The 21,776-nt window shown below is 67.8% G+C and carries 18 protein-coding genes; 14 read left to right on the top strand and 4 right to left on the bottom strand.

Going from position 1 to position 21,776, the window contains the following annotated elements:
* Positions 1-118: 118 nt before the first annotated feature.
* Together CFB34_RS15415 and CFB34_RS15410 are read right to left on the bottom strand one after the other, a co-directional pair.
* A complete protein-coding gene (locus CFB34_RS15415; RefSeq protein WP_089440049.1) occupies positions 119-1,381 on the bottom strand; it encodes a M23 family metallopeptidase in 1,263 nt (420 codons plus the stop codon).
* 338 nt (positions 1,382-1,719) lie between these two features.
* On the bottom strand, positions 1,720-2,367 hold the full coding sequence (locus CFB34_RS15410) for a TetR family transcriptional regulator (RefSeq protein ID WP_089425370.1): 648 nt from the start codon (positions 2,365-2,367) through the stop codon (positions 1,720-1,722).
* A 150-nt stretch (positions 2,368-2,517) separates the two neighbouring features.
* Here CFB34_RS15410 and CFB34_RS15405 point away from each other — a divergent pair, with 150 nt between their 5' ends.
* From CFB34_RS15405 to CFB34_RS15375, 7 genes are all read left to right on the top strand, one after another.
* The gene (locus CFB34_RS15405; RefSeq protein ID WP_089440050.1) at positions 2,518-3,717 is read left to right on the top strand and encodes a MexX/AxyX family multidrug efflux RND transporter periplasmic adaptor subunit; all 1,200 of its coding nucleotides are present in this window, start codon (positions 2,518-2,520) and stop codon (positions 3,715-3,717) included.
* Positions 3,718-3,737: 20 nt separating this feature from the next.
* A complete protein-coding gene (locus CFB34_RS15400) occupies positions 3,738-6,875 on the top strand; it encodes a multidrug efflux RND transporter permease subunit (protein ID WP_089440051.1) in 3,138 nt (1,045 codons plus the stop codon).
* Positions 6,875-8,332 carry an efflux transporter outer membrane subunit gene (locus tag CFB34_RS15395; RefSeq protein ID WP_089440397.1) on the top strand — a complete coding sequence of 486 codons (1,458 nt, stop codon included), beginning with the start codon at positions 6,875-6,877 and terminating at the stop codon, positions 8,330-8,332. The genes CFB34_RS15400 and CFB34_RS15395 overlap by 1 nt, the downstream gene beginning before the upstream one ends.
* 836 nt (positions 8,333-9,168) lie before the next feature.
* Positions 9,169-9,681 (top strand): fimbrial protein, encoded by a 513-nt coding sequence (locus CFB34_RS15390; protein WP_039358675.1) that lies wholly within the window; start codon positions 9,169-9,171, stop codon positions 9,679-9,681.
* A gap of 118 nt (positions 9,682-9,799) precedes the next feature.
* Entirely contained in the window at positions 9,800-12,253 is a 2,454-nt protein-coding gene (locus CFB34_RS15385) for a fimbria/pilus outer membrane usher protein (RefSeq protein WP_089440052.1), read from the top strand.
* Between the two features lie 16 nt (positions 12,254-12,269).
* A complete protein-coding gene (locus CFB34_RS15380) occupies positions 12,270-13,022 on the top strand; it encodes a molecular chaperone (RefSeq protein WP_089440398.1) in 753 nt (250 codons plus the stop codon).
* Positions 13,019-14,041: a fimbrial protein gene (locus tag CFB34_RS15375; protein ID WP_089440053.1), complete on the top strand. Its 1,023-nt coding sequence runs from the start codon at positions 13,019-13,021 to the stop codon at positions 14,039-14,041. Before CFB34_RS15380 ends, CFB34_RS15375 begins: the two co-directional genes overlap by 4 nt.
* Before the next feature lie 165 nt (positions 14,042-14,206).
* Here the strand turns inward: CFB34_RS15375 and CFB34_RS15370 are convergent, their stop codons facing one another.
* Complete coding sequence (locus tag CFB34_RS15370) at positions 14,207-14,344, bottom strand: HHHH-motif protein (protein WP_179243633.1); 138 nt, start codon at positions 14,342-14,344, stop codon at positions 14,207-14,209.
* A gap of 46 nt (positions 14,345-14,390) precedes the next feature.
* Positions 14,391-14,630: a hypothetical protein gene (locus CFB34_RS15365; protein ID WP_089440054.1), complete on the bottom strand. Its 240-nt coding sequence runs from the start codon at positions 14,628-14,630 to the stop codon at positions 14,391-14,393.
* 320 nt (positions 14,631-14,950) lie between these two features.
* Here CFB34_RS15365 and CFB34_RS15360 point away from each other — a divergent pair, with 320 nt between their 5' ends.
* The 7 genes from CFB34_RS15360 (at position 14,951) to CFB34_RS15330 (ending at position 21,760) form a co-directional block, all read left to right on the top strand.
* Positions 14,951-15,607, top strand: a complete 657-nt coding sequence (locus tag CFB34_RS15360; RefSeq protein WP_089440055.1) for an RNA polymerase factor sigma-70 — start codon at positions 14,951-14,953, stop codon at positions 15,605-15,607.
* Between the two features lie 86 nt (positions 15,608-15,693).
* Positions 15,694-15,936, top strand: a complete 243-nt coding sequence (locus CFB34_RS15355) for an MbtH family NRPS accessory protein (protein WP_089440056.1) — start codon at positions 15,694-15,696, stop codon at positions 15,934-15,936.
* A gap of 44 nt (positions 15,937-15,980) precedes the next feature.
* Positions 15,981-16,988, top strand: coding sequence for a TauD/TfdA family dioxygenase (locus CFB34_RS15350; RefSeq protein WP_089440057.1), 1,008 nt, complete (start codon positions 15,981-15,983; stop codon positions 16,986-16,988).
* Positions 16,988-17,836 carry an ABC transporter ATP-binding protein gene (locus CFB34_RS15345; RefSeq protein WP_089440058.1) on the top strand — a complete coding sequence of 283 codons (849 nt, stop codon included), beginning with the start codon at positions 16,988-16,990 and terminating at the stop codon, positions 17,834-17,836. The genes CFB34_RS15350 and CFB34_RS15345 overlap by 1 nt, the downstream gene beginning before the upstream one ends.
* Positions 17,833-19,923: a Fe(3+)-hydroxamate ABC transporter permease FhuB gene (gene fhuB, locus CFB34_RS15340; RefSeq protein WP_089440059.1), complete on the top strand. Its 2,091-nt coding sequence runs from the start codon at positions 17,833-17,835 to the stop codon at positions 19,921-19,923. Before CFB34_RS15345 ends, fhuB begins: the two co-directional genes overlap by 4 nt.
* A complete protein-coding gene (fhuF, locus tag CFB34_RS15335; protein WP_089440060.1) occupies positions 19,920-20,723 on the top strand; it encodes a siderophore-iron reductase FhuF in 804 nt (267 codons plus the stop codon). The genes fhuB and fhuF overlap by 4 nt, the downstream gene beginning before the upstream one ends.
* Positions 20,720-21,760 (top strand): iron-siderophore ABC transporter substrate-binding protein, encoded by a 1,041-nt coding sequence (locus tag CFB34_RS15330; RefSeq protein ID WP_089440061.1) that lies wholly within the window; start codon positions 20,720-20,722, stop codon positions 21,758-21,760. Before fhuF ends, CFB34_RS15330 begins: the two co-directional genes overlap by 4 nt.
* Positions 21,761-21,776 lie beyond the last annotated feature (16 nt).

Below are 21,776 nucleotides of genomic sequence, written 5' to 3'. Positions count from 1 at the left end.
AATGACCGAAAAGGCCGGCGGACAGTGCGCCAGGCCCGACAGGCAGGAAGAGCGACAAGGAATGCAGGGAACCTGCCACGCGCCGCTGCTCGTCGAGCAACGGCGGGCAGCAGGGGCATCACGATGCCGAGTAATGCGTATTGAAGACGGCGCGCAGCGTCGATGAATCGGTTGCGAAATCGCCCCACAGCGGCCCGTCGTTCTGCGCGAACGCGAACGGCGCCGTACGGATCGACGCGAGCCGGAAGCGCCATTGCGCCGCTTCCTGGCGGAAGGCGGTGAGCTGCATGTCGGACAGCGCCGTCTGCGCGCTCGCGAGCGTGACGAGCGGATCGACCGGATTGTTGGCGACGCGCACCTCGAAGTGCAGGTGCGGGCCCGTCGCCGCGCCCGTCATCCCGACCGAGCCGATGCGCTGGCCCTGCTTCACGGTCTCGCCCGTCTTGAGGCCGTGCGCGAACGCGGACAGGTGCGCGTAGTAGGTCGAGTAACCATCGGCATGATCGACGATCACGTAGCGGCCGTAGCCGCCCGGATCGGTGCCGACGAACGACACGACGCCATCGGCCGCCGCATCGACGGGCGTGCCGCTCGGCGCGGCAAGATCGACGCCCGTGTGGAACGCCATCGCCTGCGACAGCGGGTGAATGCGTTCGCCGAAGAACGAGCTGATGCGTGTCCACTTGACCGGCATCGTGAAGGCGGCGGCTTCGAGCGGCGAGCCGTCGAGCGCGTAGTACGCGCCGTGCTCGGCGCCCGGCGCGCGGAACCAGATCGCGCCGAACGTGCGGCCGGCGACGCGCAGTTCGAGCGCGGTGAGGCGCGGCGTGCCGTCGCTCGTGTCGAACGCGACGCGGTAGTAGTCGCCGCGCTGCGCGCTCGCCCGCATCGCGACCTTGCCGCTGACGAGATCGCCGAGCTGGATGCGCACCTCGGGCGGCACGTCGAGACGGTTCAGCGTATCGGACAGCGTGAGCTCGATGTCGCCCGCGCGCATCCCGTGCTGGTTTTCAGGGGCCGCGAACTGGAACAGGTTCGCATAGCCGAGCATCTCGTTGCGGTGCGCGCTGAGCGGCGCGAACAGCCCCGGCTGCGGGCTGCGGTCGTTGCGTTCGCCGGCATCGTTGCGCTCGCCGATCGTGCGGGCGAGCTCGCTCGTCACGAAATGCTGCGCGGTGGGAAACGGCGTGTCGGACAGCACGCGCTGCGGCAGCGCGGCCGTGCCCGAATCGACGGCGCCCGGCAGTTGCGACACGGCCGGCAGCGCGGCGAGGCCGAGTGCGGCGAGGGCGCCGAGCACGGCGGCCGGCACGAGCGCGCGCGCAATGCGCTGCGCGCGGCCGGGTGCGAAAGCATCAGGGGTAGCGGCAGACTTGACCAAGGTGTCCACATCCAGGAAAGCGGTTCAAAGGGGTGTGGGCGGGGTCCACCGGCGGCACATCCGTCGGGCAGCGACGGGGCGGGCGGCGGGCGTGCAACAAAACAGGCCCCGCCAGGGGCCTGTGTCGTTTCCGTTCGACCCAACGCGCGGGGCGGGCCCGCTTCGAACGGCGGCGTGCATGCCGGGTCGTACCCGGTTATCACGAAGACGCTAAAGAAAGATGACAGCGTCAGTCTACCGATGTTCCGCGAAACGTTAAAAATTTTAAAGGGGGTCAGCTCATTCGTTTCGCAGTGCGGTAAATCGGGTTAAATCAGCATTTATTACGACAAATTCCGTCAGTCCGGCAATTTGTGCGCGCGGCTTCGCAGCGCGGCGGACGTGCGCACGGTGTCGAAGCCGGCGTCGAGCATGGCCTCGGCGTCGTTCCACAGGTTGCCGCGCAGCCGGTTGGTCCAGATCATCGACGCGAACACGCCTTCGAGCAGCGACACGAGATAGACGGCGGCCAGGTGCACGTCGAGATCGGCGGCGACTTCGCCGGCCGCGATCGCGCGGCGCAGCAGCGCCTTCGTGATCCGCAGCATCTGCAATTCGAGCAGCATGCGGCGCCGCTGCAGCGCGCCGTTCTCTTCGCTCTGCTCGCACTTCGTATAGAGGATCACGAGCACGCGCTGCATCGGGCCCGGCTCGCCGCATTCCTGCAGATAGTGCGACGCGGCGCGCCGCAGCGTGGCGAGCGGGGGCAACCCTTCGCCCGCGTCGAAGCCTTCCGACGTGCGCGCGAACGCGCGGTCGCACATCGCGAGACACACTTCCATCTTGTTGCGGTAGTGGCCATAGACGGCGCCCCGCGACATCCCGGCGGCCTCGGCGAGGTCCGCCATCGCGGTTTGCGCCACGCCTTTCTCGAGCAGCACGAGCTCGGCGGCGTCGAGGATCCGGTGCTTGATGGCGAGCGATTCTTCGCGGGTCTTGCGAGCCATGTCCTGAAATTCCTTACAGTTCGCTGTCGTTTTATTGAGACAGTGTGACGGTCAGATTGAAACGGCGTGTATTTAATCAGTCGTGACTGATTATAATCGGCCACCCTGAGCCGCCGCATTTTATCGGTGGCGAACGATCCGAGGTCACACATGAATAACAATCGCTCCCTGTTGCGCCACCGACTGGCGCCGTTCGCGCTGGCGGCCGTGCTGGCCGTGGCCGGATGTGGAAAGGGCGACAAGGACGCGGCGCCGGAGGCCGCGAAACAGGCGACGGTCGTGACGGTGCGCCCGACGGCCGTGCCGATGACCGTCGAATTGCCGGGCCGGCTCGATGCCTACCGGCAAGCGGAAGTGCGTGCGCGGGTCGCGGGCATCGTGACCGCGCGCACCTACGAGGAAGGCCAGGAAGTGAAGCAGGGCGCGGTGCTGTTCCGCATCGATCCCGCACCGCTGAAGGCCGCGCGCGACGCCGCGCAGGGCGCGCTCGCGAAGGCGCAGGCCGCCGCGCTCGCGGCGAGCGACAAGCGCCGCCGTTACGACGATCTCGTGCGCGACCGTGCGGTGAGCGAACGCGACCACGCCGAGGCCGTCGCGGCCGACACGCAGGCGAAGGCCGACGTCGCTTCCGCGAAGGCGGAGCTCGCGCGGGCGCAGCTGCAGCTGGACTATGCGACCGTCACCGCGCCGATCGCGGGCCGCGCCCGGCGCGCGCTCGTGACCGAAGGCGCGCTCGTCGGCCAGGACCAGGCGACGCCGCTCACGACCGTCGAGCAGCTCGATCCGATCTACGTGAACTTCTCGCAGCCGGCCGCCGACGTCGACGCGCTGCGCCGCGCGGTGAAGAGCGGGCGGGCGACGGGCATCGCGCAGCACGACATCGCGGTGACGCTGCTGCGCGCCGACGGCACCGCGTATCCGCTGAAGGGCAAGCTGCTGTTCAGCGATCTCGCGGTCGATCCGACCACCGACACCGTCGCGATGCGCGCGCTGTTCCCGAATCCGGAGCGCGAGCTGCTGCCGGGCGCGTATGTGCGGATCGCGCTCGACACGGCGGTCGACCAGCGGGCGATCCTCGTGCCGCGCGATGCGCTGCTGCGCACGGCCGACCGCACGTCGGTGCGGGTCGTCGGCACGAACGGCAAGGTCAAGGACGTCGAGGTCACGGCCGACCAGATGAGCGGCCATGACTGGCGCATCACGCGCGGCCTCGCGGGCGGCGAGCGCGTGATCGTCGACAACGCCGCGCAGTTCGCGCCCGACACGGACGTCAAGCCCGTCGAGCAGGCGCCGCCGTCGAAGGCAGTGCCGGCAGCGGCCGCTTCGCAGGCGGCCGCCCGTCAAACCTGACTGGTCAACACCACACCACCATGGCACGTTTCTTCATCGATCGCCCCGTCTTCGCGTGGGTGATCGCAATTTTCATCATGCTGGGCGGCGCATTCGCGATCCGCGCGCTGCCCGTTGCGCAGTACCCGGACATCGCACCGCCCGTCGTCAGCCTCTATGCGACGTACCCGGGCGCGTCCGCGCAGGTCGTCGAGGAATCGGTGACCGCGCTGATCGAGCGCGAAATGAACGGCGCGCCGGGGCTGATGTACACGTCGGCCACCAGCAGCGCCGGGATGGCGTCGCTGTACCTGACGTTCAAGCAGGGCGTGAACGCCGATCTCGCGGCCGTCGAAGTGCAGAACCGGCTGAAGACGGTCGAGGCGCGGCTGCCGGAACCGGTGCGACGCGACGGCATCCAGGTCGAGAAAGCCGCCGACAACATCCAGCTCGTGGTGTCGCTGACGTCCGACGACGGGCGGATGACCGCCGTGCAGCTCGGCGAATATGCGTCGGCGAACGTCGTGCAGGCGCTGCGTCGCGTCGAGGGCGTCGGCAAGGTGCAAGTCTGGGGCACCGAGTACGCGATGCGGATCTGGCCCGACCCGGTGAAGATGGCCGGTCACGGCCTCACCGCGTCGGATATCGCATCGGCCGTGCGTGCGCACAACGCGCGCGTGACGATCGGCGACATCGGCCGCTCCGCGGTGCCGGAAAGCGCGCCGATCGCGGCGACCGTGCTCGCCGACGCGCCGCTGAAGACGCCGGCCGATTTCGGCGCGATCGCGCTGCGCACGCAGGCCGACGGCGCCGCGCTTTACCTGCGCGACGTCGCACGCATCGAGTTCGGCGGCAACGACTACAACTATCCGTCGTACGTGAACGGCAAGGTCGCGACCGGGATGGGCATCAAGCTCGCGCCGGGCTCGAACGCGGTCTCCACCGAGAAGCGCGTGCGCGCGACGATGGACGAGCTGTCCGCGTATTTCCCGCCGGGCGTGAAGTACCAGATCCCGTTCGAGACGTCGTCGTTCGTGCGCGTATCGATGAACAAGGTCGTCACGACGCTGATCGAGGCCGGCGTGCTGGTGTTCCTCGTGATGTTCCTGTTCATGCAGAACCTGCGTGCGACGCTGATCCCGACGCTGGTCGTGCCGGTCGCGCTCGCGGGCACGTTCGGCGTGATGTATGCGGCCGGTTTCTCGATCAACGTGCTGACGATGTTCGGGATGGTGCTCGCGATCGGCATCCTCGTCGACGATGCGATCGTCGTGGTCGAGAACGTCGAGCGGCTGATGGTCGAGGAGGGGCTCGGGCCTTACGACGCGACCGTCAAGGCGATGAAGCAGATCAGCGGCGCGATCATCGGGATCACCGTGGTGCTGACGTCGGTGTTCCTGCCGATGGCGTTCTTCGGCGGCGCGGTGGGCAACATCTACCGGCAGTTCGCGCTGTCGCTCGCGGTGTCGATCGGCTTCTCGGCCTTCCTTGCGCTGTCGCTGACGCCCGCGCTGTGCGCGACGCTGCTCAAGCCCGTGTCGGGCGACCATCACGAGAAGCGCGGCTTCTTCGGCTGGTTCAACCGCTTCGTCGCGAACGCGACGCAACGCTATGCGACGCGCGTCGGCGCGATGCTGAAGAAGCCGGTGCGCTGGCTCGTCGTCTACGGTGCGCTGACCGGCGCGGCGGCACTGATGCTCACGCAACTGCCGACCGCGTTCCTGCCGGACGAGGACCAGGGCAACTTCATGGTGATGGTGATCCGGCCGCAAGGCACGCCGCTCGCGGAAACGATGCAGAGCGTGCGGGAAGTCGAGTCGGCCATCCGCCGCGACGAGCCGATCGCGTTCACGTATGCGCTCGGCGGCTTCAACCTGTACGGCGAAGGGCCGAACGGCGGGATGATCTACGTCACGCTGAAGAACTGGAAGGAGCGCAAGAACGAAGACGCGCACGTGCAGGCGATCATCGCGCGCATCAACGAGCGCTTCGCGAGCACGCCGAACACGACGGTGTTCGCGATGAACTCGCCGGCGCTGCCCGATCTCGGCTCGTCGAGCGGCTTCGACTTCCGGCTGCAGAACCGCGGCGGGCTCGACTACGCGACGTTCAGCGCCGCGCGCGAGCAGTTGCTCGAGACGGGCCGCAAGGATCCGGCGTTGACCGACCTGATGTTCGCCGGCACGCAGGACGCGCCGCAGCTGAAGCTCGACATCGATCGCGCGAAGGCGTCCGCGCTCGGCGTGTCGATGGACGAGATCAACACGACGCTCGCGGTGATGTTCGGCTCCGACTATATCGGCGACTTCATGCACGGCACGCAGGTGCGGCGCGTGATCGTGCAGGCCGACGGGCTGCACCGGCTCGATCCGGACGACGTGAAGAAGCTGCGCGTGCGCAACACGCGCGGCGAGATGGTGCCGCTCGCGGCGTTCGCGACGCTGCACTGGACGCTCGGGCCGCCGCAGCTCACGCGCTACAACGGCTTTCCGTCGTTCACGATCAACGGCTCGGCCGCGGCAGGCCACAGCAGCGGCGAGGCGATGACCGCGATCGAGCGGCTCGCCGGGAAGCTGCCGGCCGGCACCGGCTTCTCGTGGTCGGGGCAGTCGTTCGAGGAGCGGCTGTCGGGGGCGCAGACGCCGATGCTGTTCGCGCTGTCGGTGCTCGTCGTGTTCCTCGCGCTCGCGGCGCTCTACGAGAGCTGGTCGATTCCGTTCGCGGTGATGCTGGTCGTGCCGCTCGGCGTGATCGGCGCGGTACTCGGCGTCACGCTGCGGATGATGCCGAACGACATCTACTTCAAGGTGGGGCTGATCGCGACGATCGGGTTGTCCGCGAAGAACGCCATTCTGATCGTCGAAGTCGCGAAGGACCTGGTCGCGCAGCGCATGTCGCTCGTCGATGCGGCGCTCGAGGCCGCGCGCCTGCGGCTGCGGCCGATCGTGATGACGTCGCTCGCGTTCGGTGTCGGCGTGCTGCCGCTCGCGTTCGCGTCGGGCGCCGCGTCCGGCGCGCAGATGGCGATCGGCACCGGCGTGCTGGGCGGCGTGATCACGGCGACCGTGCTCGCGGTGTTCCTCGTCCCGCTGTTTTTCGTGATCGTCGGCCGCCTGTTCGACGTCGGCCCGCGCCGGCGCGGCGGGGCACAGCCGGCGACGATGGAGGGTTCTCAATGATGTTTGCGCTCAATGCACGCGCCGCGCTGCGGGCCCAGGTTGCGCTGGCCGCCGCGCTCGCGCTGGCCGGCTGCACGCTCGCGCCGCGTTACGAGCGGCCGGCGGCGCCGGTGCCGGCGACTTATACGCCGGTCGACGGCAGTGCCGCGCCCGCGGCCGAGGTGTCGCCCGCCGACGCCGCGCTGCTCGACGACTGGCGCAGCTACTTTACCGATGCCGCGCTGCAGGCGTGGATCGATGCCGCGCTCGCGAACAACCGCGACCTGCGGGTCGCGGCCGGCCGCCTCGAGGAAGCACGCGCGCTCTACGGCGTGCAGCGTGCGGACCGGATGCCGTCGGTCGATGCGAACCTGGGCTATGACCGTACGCGCCAGTACGACCCCGTCGTGCGCGAAAGCGCGATCAGCGGGCTGTATCGCGCGGGCGTCGGCATCAGCGCGTACGAGCTCGACCTGTTCGGCCGCGTGCGCAGCCTGTCCGACGCGGCGCTCGCCGACTATTTCGCGACGGCCAACGCGCAACGCACGGTACGCATCGGCGTGATCGCCGACGTGGCGGGCGCGTACGTATCGGAGCGCTCGCTGCACGAGCAACTCGCACTGGCGCAGCGCACGCTGGATGCGCGCCAACGCATGGCCGCGCTCACGCAGCGCCGCTATGCGGCCGGCACGAGCGACGCAATCGAGCTGCGCTCGGCCGAGATGCTCGTGGCATCCGCGCGCGCGTCTCAGGCTGCACTCCAGCGCGAGCATGCGCAGTCCGTGCGGGCGCTGCAGGTGCTCGCGGGCGATTTCGCGCGCAACGTGCCGGGTGACACGACTGCGCTCGACGCACTGTCGATCGCGCCCGTGGCGCCCGGCGCGCCGAGTGCGTTGCTTGAACGGCGGCCGGACATCCGGCAGGCAGAGGCACGGCTCAAGGCCGCCAATGCGCAGATCGGCGCGGCGCGCGCCGCGTTCTTCCCGCGCATCACGCTGACGAGCGACTACGGCTCGGTCAGCGATGCGTTCTCGAGCCTGTTCACCGGCGGCACGAGCGTGTGGACGTTCGCGCCGCGCCTCACGCTGCCGATCTTCGCGGGCGGCCGCAATCAGGCGAACCTCGACGTCGCGAACGCGCGCAAGCACATCGCGGTGGCCGATTACGAGAAGACGGTGCAGACCGCGTTCCGTGAAGTGGCCGACGCATTCGCCGCGCGCGACTGGATCGATCGCCAGCTTGCCGCGCAGCAGGACGTGTATGCGGCCGACGGTGCGCGGTTGAAGCTCGCCGAGCGCCGTTACGCGGGCGGTGTCGCGACGTATCTCGAACTGCTCGACGCGCAGCGCAGCACGTACGAGTCGGGGCAGGAGCTGATCCGGCTCAAGCAGCTCAGGCTCGCGAATGCGATCACGCTGTACCGCGCGCTCGGCGGCGGCTGGTCGCCGGCGTCGGCGGAGGCCGCAGCATCCGCGTAATGCCTGTCGCCTGACGCAAGCGCGTCGGGCGGCATGACGGTGGCGGTGCGCTTCGATGTGCCGCCGCCGCTTCCTTCGATCCATACCGCTGTTTCGGCGATATCTTTCCTCTCACTGCCAGGCTGGCCAGGACGCTTTCATCCTGTAGCAACGCGCATGCGTGCGTTCCGGAACAGCCCTCGTCTTGCGACCGCTCGCGTCGCCATTCCACGCAAACGTGTGCGGGCCATTTTTCCTTCTTGCCCTGTTGAGATCCGGACCGGATGACGGGTTCCGGCGACCGCTCATGCATATGATTTACGATCCGGAATTGATGGTTGAATTAATCAATATATTGGAAATAATAAGAGCGGCAAAGTGTCGCAGTAAAACGTTTGTATTCGTGTCGCAATCGTTTGCGCGAAAAAATTGAATTGATTGAATCGCTGGTTAATTTCCTGTTTGTTGAAAATGATTTGATATTGGTGTTGTCGTCCGGCAACGATGGCGGCATTGGACAATGCTTTGTCCTTTTCGACGAAGATTTATCGGGAGCCAATACCAGCACGGCGGGGCGGGGTGGTTTAGGCTGTCGATCGGGAATTTCCTTAATCTTCAATTGCTTCCGGAAAATAAAAAAGGACTGCGGATAAAAATTGAATGATTGTAAATCGACAGGAATGAATGCGGATTTAGAGGGGTAAATCGGACATTGTCAGATGCATTTGACAATGATTTACAGAAAACTTTCATGATTATCTCGATAATGCCGCCTCGTGTCGGACGGAAGCCACCATGCGCTGCCGTTTGTGTCCGCCACGTCAACTACTCCATTTGCAGTCCTTACGGGAAACGTCATGAAAAAATCCATCCTGACCGCTGTCGCACTCGCGGCCCTGTCGACCTCGGCCTTCGCAGCGGGCACCGGCACGATCAACTTCACGGGCGAGATCGTCGCGGGCGCATGCGGCATCGATTCGGGCTCGGTCAACCAGACCGTGAACCTCGGCAAGGTGCCGACCAACGTGTTCAAGCAGGCTGGCGACAAGTCCACGCCGACCAACTTCGACATCAAGCTGACCGACTGCGACACGAGCGTCGCGCAGAACGCGTACTTCACGTTCACGGGCACGTCGAGCGCCGGCCAGCCGAAGCTGCTCGCGACGATCGGTTCGGCAACCAACGTCGGTATCCGCCTGCAGGCAGCGTCGGGTGAATACCTCGACAACGGCGCCGAACAGAAGGCACCGACCGTGCTGCAGAACGGCACGAACATCGCACGCTTCGCTGCGATGTACGAAGCGACCGCAGCCGGCGTGACGCCGGGTACCGCCGACGGCGTCGCGAACTTCACGGTTCGCTACCAGTAAGCCGCCGTACCGGGGAAGGGTGCGCGCACCCTTCCTCGTTCGCTTTTCCTCCTTTTCTCCCTCCCTGGACTTCCGGTAGCGCCGCGTGCGAATCAGACATTCCTTCCTTTGCGTCTCCGTGCTGGTGGTCGGCAGCCAGAGCCATGCGACGGAATTCAATTCGTCGTTCCTGAACATCGACGGCTCGAACAACGTCGATCTGTCGCAGTTCTCCCAGGCGGACTTCACGCTGCCGGGCGAGTACATGCTCGACGTGCAGGTCAACGACCTGTTCTACGGGCTGCAGGCGATCGAATTCATCGCCGTCGACACGTCGGGGGCGGGCAAGCCGTGCCTGCCGCCGGAACTCGTCGCGCAGTTCGGGCTGAAGCCGTCGCTCCTGAAGGACCTGCCGCGCTTCCAGGGCGGACGTTGCGTCGACCTCGGCGCGATCGAGGGCGCGACCGTGCGCTACCTCAAAAGCGACGGGCGGCTCAAGATCACGATTCCGCAGGCCGCGCTCGAGTTCACCGATTCGACCTACCTGCCGCCGTCGCGCTGGTCCGAGGGGATTCCGGGGGCGATGCTCGACTATCGGGTGATCGCGAACACGAACCGCAACTTCGGGACGGGCGGTCGCCAGACGAATTCGATCCAGGCCTACGGGACGGTGGGCGCGAACTGGGATGCATGGCGCTTTCGCGGCGACTACCAGGCGCAATCGAACGTGGGCAATACGGCCTACGCGGACCGCACGTTCCGCTTCAGCCGGCTTTATGCCTTTCGTGCGTTGCCGTCGATCCAGTCGACGGTGACGTTCGGCGACGACTACCTGACTTCCGACATCTTCGACACGTTCGCGTTGACCGGCGCGTCGATCCGCAGCGACGATCGCATGCTGCCGCCGTCGCTGCGCGGCTATGCGCCGCTGATCTCGGGCGTCGCGCGCACCAACGCGACCGTGACCGTTTCACAGGCAGGCCGCGTGTTGTACGTGACGCGCGTGTCGCCGGGCGCGTTCGCGCTGCAGAACATCAACACGAGCGTGCAGGGCACGCTCGACGTCGCGGTCGAGGAAGAGGACGGCAGCGTGCAGCGCTTCCAGGTGACGACGGCCGCCGTGCCGTTCCTCGCGCGCGCCGGGCAATTGCGCTACAAGGCCGCCGTCGGCAAGCCGCGCCAGTTCGGCGGCGCCGGCATCACGCCGTTCTTCGGCTTTGGCGAAATCGCCTACGGCCTGCCGTTCGACGTCACGGCGTACGGCGGCTTCATCGCCGCGTCGGGCTATACGTCGATCGCGCTCGGCCTGGGCCGCGATTTCGGCGCGTTCGGCGCGCTGTCGGCCGACGTCACGCATGCGCGGGCGAAGCTGTGGTGGAACGGCGCGACCCGCAACGGCAACTCGTACCGCATCAACTATTCGAAGCACTTCGACGGGCTCGATGCCGACGTGCGCTTCTTCGGTTATCGCTTCTCCGAGCGCGAATACACGAACTTCGCGCAGTTCTCGGGCGACCCGACCGCGTACGGCCTCGCCAACAGCAAGCAACGCTACTCGGCGACGCTGTCGAAGCGTTTCGGCGATACGTCGACCTATTTCTCGTACGACGAGACGACCTACTGGGAACGCGCGAACGAGCAGCGCGTCGGCCTCACGCTGACGCGGGCGTTCTCGATCGGCACGCTGCGCAACCTGAACGTGAGCGTGTCGGCGTTCCGCACGCAGAGCGCCGGTGCAAGCGGCAACCAGGTCTCGGTCACCGCGACGTTGCCGATCGGCGGCCGTCACACCGTCACGTCGAACCTGACGACGGGCAGCGGCAGCACGAGCGTGAACGCGGGCTACATCTACGACGATCCGAGCGGCCGTACCTACCAGGTCAACGCGGGTGCGACCGATGGGCGCGCGTCGGCGAACGCGAGCTACCGCCAGCGCTCGTCCGCGTATCAGCTGACCGCGCAGGCGTCGACGCTCGCCAACGCGTATGCGGCGGCATCGCTCGAAGTCGACGGTTCGTTCGTCGCGACGCAATACGGCGTGTCGGCGCACGCGAACGGCAATGCGGGCGATACGCGCCTGCTGGTGTCGACCGACGGCGTGCCGGATGTGCCGCTGTCGGGCACGCTCTCGCATACCGATTCGCGCGGCTATGCGGTGCTCGACGGCATCTCGCCGTACAACGTGTACGACGCGACCGTCAACGTCGAGAAGCTGCCGCTCGAAGTGCAGGTGACGAACCCGATCCAGCGCATGGTGCTGACCGACGGCGCGATCGGCTTCGTGAAGTTCTCAGCCGCGCGCGGCAGCAACCTGTACCTGACGCTGACCGACGCGGCCGGCAAGCCGCTGCCGTTCGGTGCATCGGTGCAGGACGTGGCGAACGGCAAGGAACTCGGCATCGTCGGCGAGGGCGGTGCGGCGTTCCTGACCCAGGTTCAGCCGAAATCCACGCTGGCGGTGCGGGCGGGCGAACGCACGCTCTGCACGATCGACACGCTGCCGAACCAGCTCCAACTCGAAGGCACGCCGATTCCGGTGACGTGCCAGACGCCCGGCGAGTCGCATGCAGCGGCCGCACGGGTCGAACGATGAATTCACGGATCCCGCGATGAAACATTCCTTCTCCCTTTCCCTTCCCCTTTGGCGGCGCGCATGGTGCGTGCTCGCGACCGCCGGTGCGCTGGTCGCCGGCGCCGCGCAGGCGGCGATCGTGCCCGATCGCACGCGCGTGATCTTCAACGAAGGCGAGCAGGCCGCGATCGTCACGATCACCAACAAGAGCGCGACGTACCCGTATCTGGTGCAGTCGTGGCTCGAGGACGCGAACGGCAACAAGATCACGTCGCCGCTGATGGTCGTGCCGCCGCTGCAGCGCGTCGAGGCGAACGAGCGCAACGTGCTGCGGATCGCGAAGCTGCCCGGCACCAAGCTGCCGGCCGATCGCGAAACGGTGTTCTACCTGAACATCCGCGAAGTGCCGCCGAAGACGGATACGCCGAACACGCTGCAGATCGCGCTGCATACGCAGATGAAGCTGTTCTATCGCCCGAAGGCCGTGCAGCCGGCGCGCGAAGTGGACTGGACGCTGCCGATGACGTTGCGGGTCGACTCGGCCGCGCACACGCTCGTGTTCGACAATCCGACGCCGTATCACATCACGATCGTCAACCTGGCTTCGGGGGCGCAGAAGACGCAGGTGCCGCTGGAGCCGGTGATGGTGAGCCCGATGAGCAGCACGGACGTGCCGTTCAAGGCCGCGACGCCGTCGACGCTGTTCGTCACGCACGTGGACGACTACGGTGGCCAGGTGGCGGTCGAGTATGCGTGTGAGGCGGGTGCTTGCAAGAGCGTGAAGAAATGAGCGGGGCAATGCATAAGCAGGGATCACTCGCGGGTTGGCTTCGCTGGGTCGTGCTCGCGCTGCTGATCGCGGCTATGCAGCCCGCGTGGGCACTGCGTTGTCTGACCAACAGCGGTGCAACGTCGCTGACCGAGCCGGTTGGCGGGGTCGCCTCGTATCCGACCGACGCGCCTGACGGCTACGTCATCTGGGTGTCGCCGCCCCGCACGACGTCGGGGTATTGCTACAAGGACCTGGGCGACGACAAAAGCCTGAGCGTCATCGACAACATCTATTTCTACGCCAATCCGAATCGGACGGATCCCGCAGCATGGGGGCTCCAGATCGGGATCCGCTACAAGGGTGTCGATTACTTCGACCGGACCAGCGCACCGGGCGGCGGCGTACCGACCGGGTTCTGGGTGGATCCGTGCAAGCGCTCCGATTTTGTTGCCGGGCGTTGCAAGCGCACGCAGATCAGCATCGACTATCAGATCGTCATACGAAAGAAGGGCAACTGGATTCAGCCACCCAACGACATCTACACGGTGTTCCAGTTCGACGGCGAGGGCGGCCTGAATGCGTTCGGCACCAGCTTTCAGTATCGCCTGAGCGGCCTGCGCAATCTCAAACCGACGCCGTGCTTCGTCGACGTACTCGTGACGCCTGAACCGGGGATCGTCAACTTTGGTCAGGTCCAGTCGGTCGGCAACGGCTTTCTGCCAGCCGTGCCGCGCAAGCGCTTCTCGCTGTCGCTGACCAAGAAATGCAACGTCGCAGTGCGGGTCGACGGATATTTCGAAACGAGCTTTCCGGTCAGGAACGGTTTGCTGGTGCCTTCGAGTGACAGCAATTTCGGCATCGGGATCGAAGACAGCACGGGCAAGGCCGTTCCGTTCAACGAGCAGTTCACCTTGGCGCAATTCCCGTCGAACGTGATGAATCAGAGCGTACTGATGGACGCCGTGCTGAAGTCGTTCGGACCGCCAAAGATCGGCCGCTTCGATGCGACAGCGACGATCCGGTTGTTCATCTATTGAGGTCGATCGCAGCGTGATCGGGGCAAGCGTATCTGGACAGCGAATACCGGCCGATGTTATGGCAAGTCCGTCTCGCTCAGTCTGCGCTGCGCCCGGTTCAACGCAAATGGAGCGTTCCGACGCAGCCTGTAGAAAAGGCGCCGGTTTCCCGGCGCCTCTTGTCGTTTACCGCACCCAGCGGCAAACCTTGTGATGGTGATGCTCGAAGTGACACACGCGGTGCGGACGGGCTTCGGCGATCGCCGGCACGAGTACGGCGGCGGCGAGCGCCGCGACGGTCAGGGTTTTGAGTAGCGTCTTCATGTTGAGGTCCTGTCGTTGAATAGCGGGCTACGGGAGCGGCAGCGCATTACCACTGCGGCCGCTGATCGTCGCGATGGTCGTCCCGGCGATCGTCCCGGCGGTCGTCATGCCCGTCGGGATGCCGAGCTTCCCAGTCGTGGCGCTCCCAGTAGCGATTTCCGTCCCAGTAACGATCGCCATGCCAGCCGATCGTGACTTCGGTCGGGGCCGGATAGGCGACGCAGCCGGTGAGCATCACGCTCGACAGCGCACCCAGCATGACAGCGGATAGCACGATGGATTTCATGTTGTTCTCCCTGGGGAAACGGCACGTCGATCGTACGGGCCCTCAAAATTTCACGTGGTAAGAAGTTGCTACCGCACATGACACGACGGCCCAGGCGTTTCGTCAGAACCCCGTGAACGCAGCGGCAGCCGTATCCGCCGGACAGACGCATCGATCGCCGCCTGCCACGACCGGCGGCATGCGTCCTATCTGCCCCGACAACGATTCCGCCGATTGTTCAGACAAATCCTGATAACCGGAAGGGTCATTTCGTAATCGTATTGAGAATGATTTGCGTTTACGTTAAATTTCGCTATCTCGGAATTTGACGGAGCAGATCGATGGCGATGGCGGAAGTGCTCGACCGACCGGCGGCGGCAGCGGCAAACCCGTTCCTCGGCAGTTTTCCCGACCGGCCGCCGCGTGCGCGCCGCACCGCGGAGCCCCGTGCGCAGGGCGCGTTGCTGGACGTGCTGATCTCGCATCGCGCGATGCTCGTCAATGTCGCGCGCGGCTTCGTCGGCTGCGCGAGCCGCGCCGAGGACGTCGTGCACGACGTGTTCGTGAAGCTCGTCGAATTCCCGAACCAGGACGCGGTGCGCCAGCCGGTCGCCTACGTGACGCGGATGGTGCGCAATGCGTCGATCGATGCATGCCGCCGGCAAAGCCTCGAGAACGTCTATCACACGGAAGAGGACGACGGCTTCGACGTGCCGTCGCCCGAGCCGACGCCGGAAGCCGCGCTGCTGACACGCGACACGCTGCAGCGCGTGTGGGCGGCGCTCGACGACCTGCCGGCGCGCAGCCGTGCGGCGTTCGAGATGGTGCGGCTGCGCGAGGAGACGCTGCAGACCGCGGCGCGTGCGCTGAACGTGTCGCAGACGCTCGTGCATTTCATGGTGCGCGACGCGGAACGCCACTGCGCGGAATGCCTCGACGCGTGCCATCGCGGCGTCGCGTGCCCGGTGTTCCTGGGCGGCCGCGCACGGCGCCGGTAAAAAACCGCGCCGGCCAAACGTCTATCAGACAGGAGCGGCCGAAACCGCCGCTTCGCCACCTTCAACCGCCTCAGCGATTTCCGATCATGACGCAAGCCACGACGCCTTCCGCCGACACCGACGACCTCGTCTACACGGTCGTCATCAACGACGAAGAACAGTATTCGATCTGGCCGACGTTCCGGCCCGTGCCGGCCGGCTGGCGCGAGATCGGCGTGAGCGGCCCGAAAGCCGACTGTCTCGCGCACATCGAGACCGTCTGGACCGACATGCGCCCCGCGAGCCTGCGCCGCGCGATGGACGACGAGCGCGCCTCGCGCGCGTCGTGACCCGCTGCGCCGTGATCCGGCGCGCCACCTGAAGAGGACGTTGCATGACCCTGCTATCGTTGCCGACGCTCGACGACCTGCGTATCGAGCCGGGGCTGCCCACCGTCGTGTCGCCGCGCGGCAGTGACGGGATGTCGATCGACGACGTCGCGCCGCTCGCGCGCGAGATCGCGGCCGACACGCTCGAACGGGCGGGCGGTGTGCTGTTCACGGGTTTTCACGTGCCGTCGATCGATGCATTCCAGCAGTTCGCGGCATCGTTCGGCGATCCGCTGATCGGCTATGAATACGCATCGACACCGCGCAGCCAGGTCGAAGGCGCGGTCTACACGTCGACCGAATACCCGCCGCATCGCGCGATTCCGCTGCACAACGAGCAGTCCTATACGCGCGAATGGCCGCTGCGGATCTGGTTCCACTGCGCGCTCGCCGCGCCGAAGGGCGGTGCGACGCCGATCGCGGACAGCCGCGCCGTCTATCGCGCGCTCGATCCGGCGTTGATTGCGCGTTTCGAGAAACGTGAACTGCTGTACGTGCGCAATTTCGGGCAGGGGCTCGACCTGCCGTGGCAGCAGTCGTTCGGCACCGACGAGCCGGCCGAAGTCGAGCGGATGTGCGCGGCGCGCGGCATCGAATGCGCATGGCGCACGGACGACGACGGCGAGCTGCTGCTGCGTACCCGCGAACGCTGCCAGGCCGTCGCGCGGCATCCGCGCACCGGTGAGCGCGTGTGGTTCAACCAGGCGAACCTGTTTCACCTGTCGGCGCTCGACGACGACATGCAGGAGGCGCTCGTCGACGCGGTCGGGCTCGAGAACGTGCCGCGCAACGTGTATTACGGCGACGGCGAACCGCTCGAAGCCGACGCGCTCGCGGAAATCCGCGGCGTGCTCGACCAGCAGCGCATCGTGTTCCCGTGGCGCACGGGCGACGTGCTGATGCTCGACAACATGCTGACCGCGCATGCGCGCGACCCGTTCGAGGGGCCGCGCAAGGTCGTCGTCGCGATGGCGCAGAGTTATACGGTCCCGCGCGACCGAACGGAGGATTGATGACGCGTCGTACCGCCGCGCTTGCCGCGCGCGGGCTGTCGGTAGGGTATCGCGACCATGTCGTGATCGACGGGCTGGACCTGTCGATCGCGGCCGGCCGCGTAACCGCGCTGTGCGGACCGAACGGCTGCGGCAAGAGCACGCTGCTGCGCACGCTCGCGGGCCTGCAGCCTGCACGTGCCGGCCATGTCGAAGTCAATGGCCAGCCGCTCGCGGCGTTTCGCCGTCGCGCGCTCGCGCGCGAGCTGACGATGCTCGCGCAGTTCAACCAGATTCCATCGGGCCTCACGGTGCGCGAGCTCGTCGCGTACGGGCGCTATGCGTACGGCGGCTTCCTGCGCGGCCTGTCGCGGGCCGACCATGCGGCGATCGACGAGGCGCTCGAAACGAGCGGCCTCGCGGGCGACGCGGAGCGTGACGTCGGTGCGCTGTCGGGGGGCGAGCGCCAGCGCGCGTGGATCGCGATGGCGCTCGCGCAGCAGGCGCCGATCGTGCTGCTCGACGAACCGACGACCTATCTCGACATCCATCACCAGCTCGACATCCTCGATGCGCTGCGCACGCTGAACCGCACGCGCGGGCTGACGATCGTGTGGGTGCTGCACGACCTGAACCAGGCGGCCGCGTACAGCGACGAAATCGTGCTGATGCGCGCGGGCCGCCTCGTCGCGCAGGGCACGCCCGACGCGATGCTCGATCCGGCGCGGCTGCGCGCGGCGTTCGGCGTCGAGATGCTGAAGCTTTCGCATCCGCAGACGGGCGCGCCGATGTGCGTGCCGGCCTACGGGCCGACGACCGACGGCGTGCCGCAGGCGGCCGGCGTCTTCGACCGGGATCTCGCCGTATGACGACGTTCGCGATGCGCAAGCGCCTCGCGGCGGCGGGGAAGGGCACGGCATCGAGCCGGGCCGGCGCGATCGCGTTCGGCCTCGTCGCGCTGATCGCCGCGCTCGCGGTGCTGCGCGTCGCCCCCGATCTGCGCGTGTGGTGGGACGCCGTGCCCGGCAGCGATGCCGCCGCGCTCGCGCACGTGTTCCTGTTCGACCTCAACCTGCCGCGCGTCGCGGCCGCGCTCGTCGCGGGCGGCTGCCTCGGCATCGCGGGCGCGCTGTTCCAGTCGCTCACGCGCAATCCGCTCGCGTCGCCCGACCTGCTCGGCGTGACGGGCGGCGCCCAGCTCGGCCTGCTCGCGGCGATGCTCGTGCCGGCGCTGGCCGGCGTCGCGTCGGTGCCGCTGCTGTTCGTCTGCGGGCTGGCCGCGGCCGCCTGCGCGATCGTCGCGGCCGGTGGCTGGCGCGCGACGCCGTTGCGCCTCGTGCTCGCGGGCAGCGTGTGCATGCTGCTGTTCGCGGCGCTGTCGACGCTCGTGCTCGCGTTCTTCGAGCAGAACATCGCGGGCGCCGCGTTGTGGACCAACGGCAGCCTCTATCAGCCGGGCGCGACGGGCCTCGCGCTCGCCGCGCGCTGGCTCGTCGTGCCGCTCGTCGCGTTGCCGTTCGTGATCCGGCCGCTGAACCCGCTCACGCTCGGCGACGATGCGGCGGCCGCGGCCGGCGTGCGCGTCGACGCGACGCGGCTCGCCGCGACGATCGTCGCGGTCGCGTTCACGAGCGTGGCGGTCAGTATCGCGGGCCCGCTGTCGTATGTCGGCCTCGTCGCGCCGAACCTGCTGCGCCAGGTGCGCGGCGCGCGTGCGGCACGGCTCGGCGTGCTGGTGCCGCTGTCGGCGCTCGCGGGCGGTGCGCTCGTGCTCGTCACCGACAGTGCGGTGCTCGCGTCGGGTCTCGACGCGACGCTGTCGACCGGCGTCGCGATCGCGCTGGTCGGCACGCCGCTGATGCTGGCGATGATCCGGCGCGGCGCCGCGTGGTCGGGCGTGCTGCACGCGGATGCCGAACGCGCGTCGGGCGGCGGCTCGACGCGGCTCGTCGGCTGGCTCGAACGGCTCGGCTGGCCGCTGCGCACGGCGCTGTTCGTCGTGGCGGGCGTGCTGATCGTGTTCGTCGGCGTGTCGGCCGGCCGCGAGTGGCTGTCGATCGCGCGCTGGTCGGCTGCGCTGTCCGGCCACGATGCGCTCGCGCGGATGCTGATCGACCTGCGCATGCCGCGGCTGTTGTGCGCGCTGCTTGCCGGCGCGTTGCTGGCGGTGAGCGGCGTCGCGATGCAAAGCGTCGTGCGCAATCCGCTCGCGGGCCCCGAAGTGCTCGGCGTCACGCAGGGCGCGGGGCTCGTCACGCTGTTCGCGTTGTCGACGTGGCCGCTGATGGGGCATGTGACGCTCGCGGCGGCCGCGCTGATCGGCGGCGGGCTGTCGCTCGCAGTCACGCTCGCATTGAATCACCGGCATCGCTATGCGCCGCTCGCGGTGGCGCTGACGGGCATCGTGATCGGCGCGCTGTGGACCACGCTCGCGCAATGGCTGATTACGCAGGAAAGCGTGCAGCCCGCGCGCTTCGTCGTGTGGCTCGTCGGCGGTACCTATGGCCGGAGTTGGGGCGAGGTGTCGATGCTGCTGCCGTGGTGCGTGCTCGCGGTGCCCGTGTTCGCCTGGCTCGCGAAACCGCTCGACATGCTCGCGCTCGGCGACGACCAGGCCGCCGCGCTCGGCCTGCCGGTGGCCGCGTTGCGGCCGCTCGCGCTGACGATCGCGACGCTCGCCGCATGCGCGGCCGTGGCGGCGGTCGGGCCGGTCGGCTTCATCGGGTTGATGGCGCCGCACGTCGCGACGATGCTCGGCGCGCGCCGGCACCGGACGCGGCTGTGGCTCGCGGCCGGGTGCGGCGCGCTGATCCTCGGTGTGGCGGATCTCGCGGCGCGTACGGTCGTCGCGCCGCGCGAAGTGCCGGCCGGCGTGCTGACCGCGCTGATCGGCGCGCCGTACCTGCTCGGGCTGCTGATCCTCGAGGGGCGCCGCGCCCGGCGCGCCGGGCGATGACGCCCGCGCTCGACGGCGCGCGCGCCACGCGTTTTTCGACGTTCGCGCCCGAACCGTTCGCCGAACACCTCGACGTCGTCTGGCTCGGCATGCCGGACGACGCGCACGATGCGCCGGGCCGGAATGTCGTACCCGTCAGCACGCTGCCCGATCACCGCGAGGCAATCCTCGACGCGATGGTCGGCCATTACGGCGGCGATCCGGCGCAGCATGCGCGTGCGCTGATGTCGCAGTGGAGCAAATACTATTTCGGCCGGGCGGCGCCGGCCGGCGTCGTCGCCGCGCTGACGCTCGGCCGGCCGCTCGACATGTCGCCCGAGCGCACGTTCGTCGCGCTCGACGACGGGATGCCCGTTGCACTGTATTTCCCGCACGATGCGCTCGGCACGCCGTGCGACGATCCGGCGCCCCGCTATGCGGGGCTCGTCGCGCATCTCGGCGCGGTGATCGACCTGCTCGCGGCGATGGGCCGCGTCACGCCGCGCGTGCTGTGGAGCAACGCGGGCAACCTGCTCGACTATCTACTCGATACGTATCGTTCGCTGCCGAGCGTGGCCGACCCCGTCCGCGATGCGGACTGGCTGTTCGGTTCGAGCTGCGTGCATGGCGAGCCGAATCCGCTGCGCGTGCCCGTGCGCGATGCCGTACCGCGCTCGGCGCTGCTGCCGACGCCGTTTCGTGCGCGCCGCGTGTGCTGCCTGCGCTATGAAATTCCTGGAGAAACGCAACTGTGTGGAAGCTGCCCCCTGCTACTGACGATGGACGACGCGGCGCTGGCCGAGCAGGACGCGATCCGGTGACGAATGCCGGCCGCCGGCACGCGCTCGGCGCACTCGCGGCGGCACTTGGCGCCGCGTGCTGCGGTACGTTTTCCGCATCGTCCGGCGCAATGGCCGCGACCCTCGACGCCCATCGCGCGCAGGGCGCGCGTGCGCCGGGGGCGGTGTCGCTGGCCGGTAACCCCGTCGTGTCGCAGGCGAGCGCGACGATGCCGGTGCGCCCGCAGCGCGTGGTCGCGCTCGACTTCATGTTCGCGGAGAGCGTGATCGCGCTCGACCTCGTGCCGGTCGGGATGGCCGATACCGCGTTCTATCCGGGCTGGCTCGGCTATCAAAGCGAACGGCTCGTGAACGTGACCGATATCGGTTCGCGCCAGGAGCCGGGGCTCGAGGCGATCGCGGCGGTCAAGCCCGACCTGATCATCGGTGTCGGTTTCCGCCATGCGCCGATCTTCGACGCGCTCGACCGGATCGCACCGACGGTCCTGTTCCAGTTCAGCCCGAATGTGTCGGACGGCGGCGTGCCGGTCACGCAGCTCGACTGGATGCGGCAGATCTTTCGGACGATCGGTGCGGTGACAGGGCGCGACGCGCGTGCGCAGGCGGTCGATGCGCAGCTCGACGCGGGCATCGCGCGCAATGCGGCGCGGCTCGCGGCCGCGGGCCGCAAGGGCGAGCGCGTCGCGCTGCTGCAGGATCTCGGCTTGCCCGACCGCTACTGGGCCTATACCGGCAACAGCACGTCGGCCGGGCTCGCGCGGGCGCTCGGGCTCGATCCGTGGCCGAAGAAGCCGACGCGGGAAGGCACGCTGTACGTGACGTCGGCCGACTTGCTCAGGCAGCGCGAGCTGGCCGTGCTGTTCGTGACCGCGTCGGGGATGGACGTGCCGCTTTCCGCGAAACTCGATTCGCCGGTGTGGCGCTTCGTGCCCGCGATGAAGGAACACCGGATCGCGCTGATCGAACGCAATATCTGGGGGTTCGGCGGACCGATGTCGGCGCTGAAGCTGGCCGACGTGATGACCGATACGATGCTGAAGCTGCCGGCCGTGCGTTGAGCCGAGTGCGCGGCGG

Origin of the sequence: Burkholderia sp. HI4860, assembly GCF_002223045.2 — a bacterium.
Taxonomy (GTDB): Bacteria; Pseudomonadota; Gammaproteobacteria; order Burkholderiales; family Burkholderiaceae; genus Burkholderia.
Note: the sequence above shows the minus strand (reverse complement) of the source record. Positions and strands in the feature narration are given on the sequence as shown.

What these genes read in the sequence shown, in the direction of transcription:
- CFB34_RS15400 (WP_089440051.1), top strand. Translation starts at nt 3,738, where the DNA reads ATGGCACGTTTCTTCATCGATCGCCCCGTCTTCGCGTGGGTGATCGCA.
- CFB34_RS15365 (WP_089440054.1), bottom strand. Translation starts at nt 14,630, where the DNA reads ATGAAATCCATCGTGCTATCCGCTGTCATGCTGGGTGCGCTGTCGAGC.
- CFB34_RS15350 (WP_089440057.1), top strand. Translation starts at nt 15,981, where the DNA reads ATGACCCTGCTATCGTTGCCGACGCTCGACGACCTGCGTATCGAGCCG.
- CFB34_RS15405 (WP_089440050.1), top strand. Translation starts at nt 2,518, where the DNA reads ATGAATAACAATCGCTCCCTGTTGCGCCACCGACTGGCGCCGTTCGCG.
- CFB34_RS15410 (WP_089425370.1), bottom strand. Translation starts at nt 2,367, where the DNA reads ATGGCTCGCAAGACCCGCGAAGAATCGCTCGCCATCAAGCACCGGATC.
- CFB34_RS15380 (WP_089440398.1), top strand. Translation starts at nt 12,270, where the DNA reads ATGAAACATTCCTTCTCCCTTTCCCTTCCCCTTTGGCGGCGCGCATGG.
- CFB34_RS15360 (WP_089440055.1), top strand. Translation starts at nt 14,951, where the DNA reads ATGGCGATGGCGGAAGTGCTCGACCGACCGGCGGCGGCAGCGGCAAAC.
- CFB34_RS15370 (WP_179243633.1), bottom strand. Translation starts at nt 14,344, where the DNA reads ATGAAGACGCTACTCAAAACCCTGACCGTCGCGGCGCTCGCCGCCGCC.
- fhuF (WP_089440060.1), top strand. Translation starts at nt 19,920, where the DNA reads ATGACGCCCGCGCTCGACGGCGCGCGCGCCACGCGTTTTTCGACGTTC.
- CFB34_RS15390 (WP_039358675.1), top strand. Translation starts at nt 9,169, where the DNA reads ATGAAAAAATCCATCCTGACCGCTGTCGCACTCGCGGCCCTGTCGACC.
- fhuB (WP_089440059.1), top strand. Translation starts at nt 17,833, where the DNA reads ATGACGACGTTCGCGATGCGCAAGCGCCTCGCGGCGGCGGGGAAGGGC.
- CFB34_RS15395 (WP_089440397.1), top strand. Translation starts at nt 6,875, where the DNA reads ATGTTTGCGCTCAATGCACGCGCCGCGCTGCGGGCCCAGGTTGCGCTG.
- CFB34_RS15355 (WP_089440056.1), top strand. Translation starts at nt 15,694, where the DNA reads ATGACGCAAGCCACGACGCCTTCCGCCGACACCGACGACCTCGTCTAC.
- CFB34_RS15345 (WP_089440058.1), top strand. Translation starts at nt 16,988, where the DNA reads ATGACGCGTCGTACCGCCGCGCTTGCCGCGCGCGGGCTGTCGGTAGGG.
- CFB34_RS15375 (WP_089440053.1), top strand. Translation starts at nt 13,019, where the DNA reads ATGAGCGGGGCAATGCATAAGCAGGGATCACTCGCGGGTTGGCTTCGC.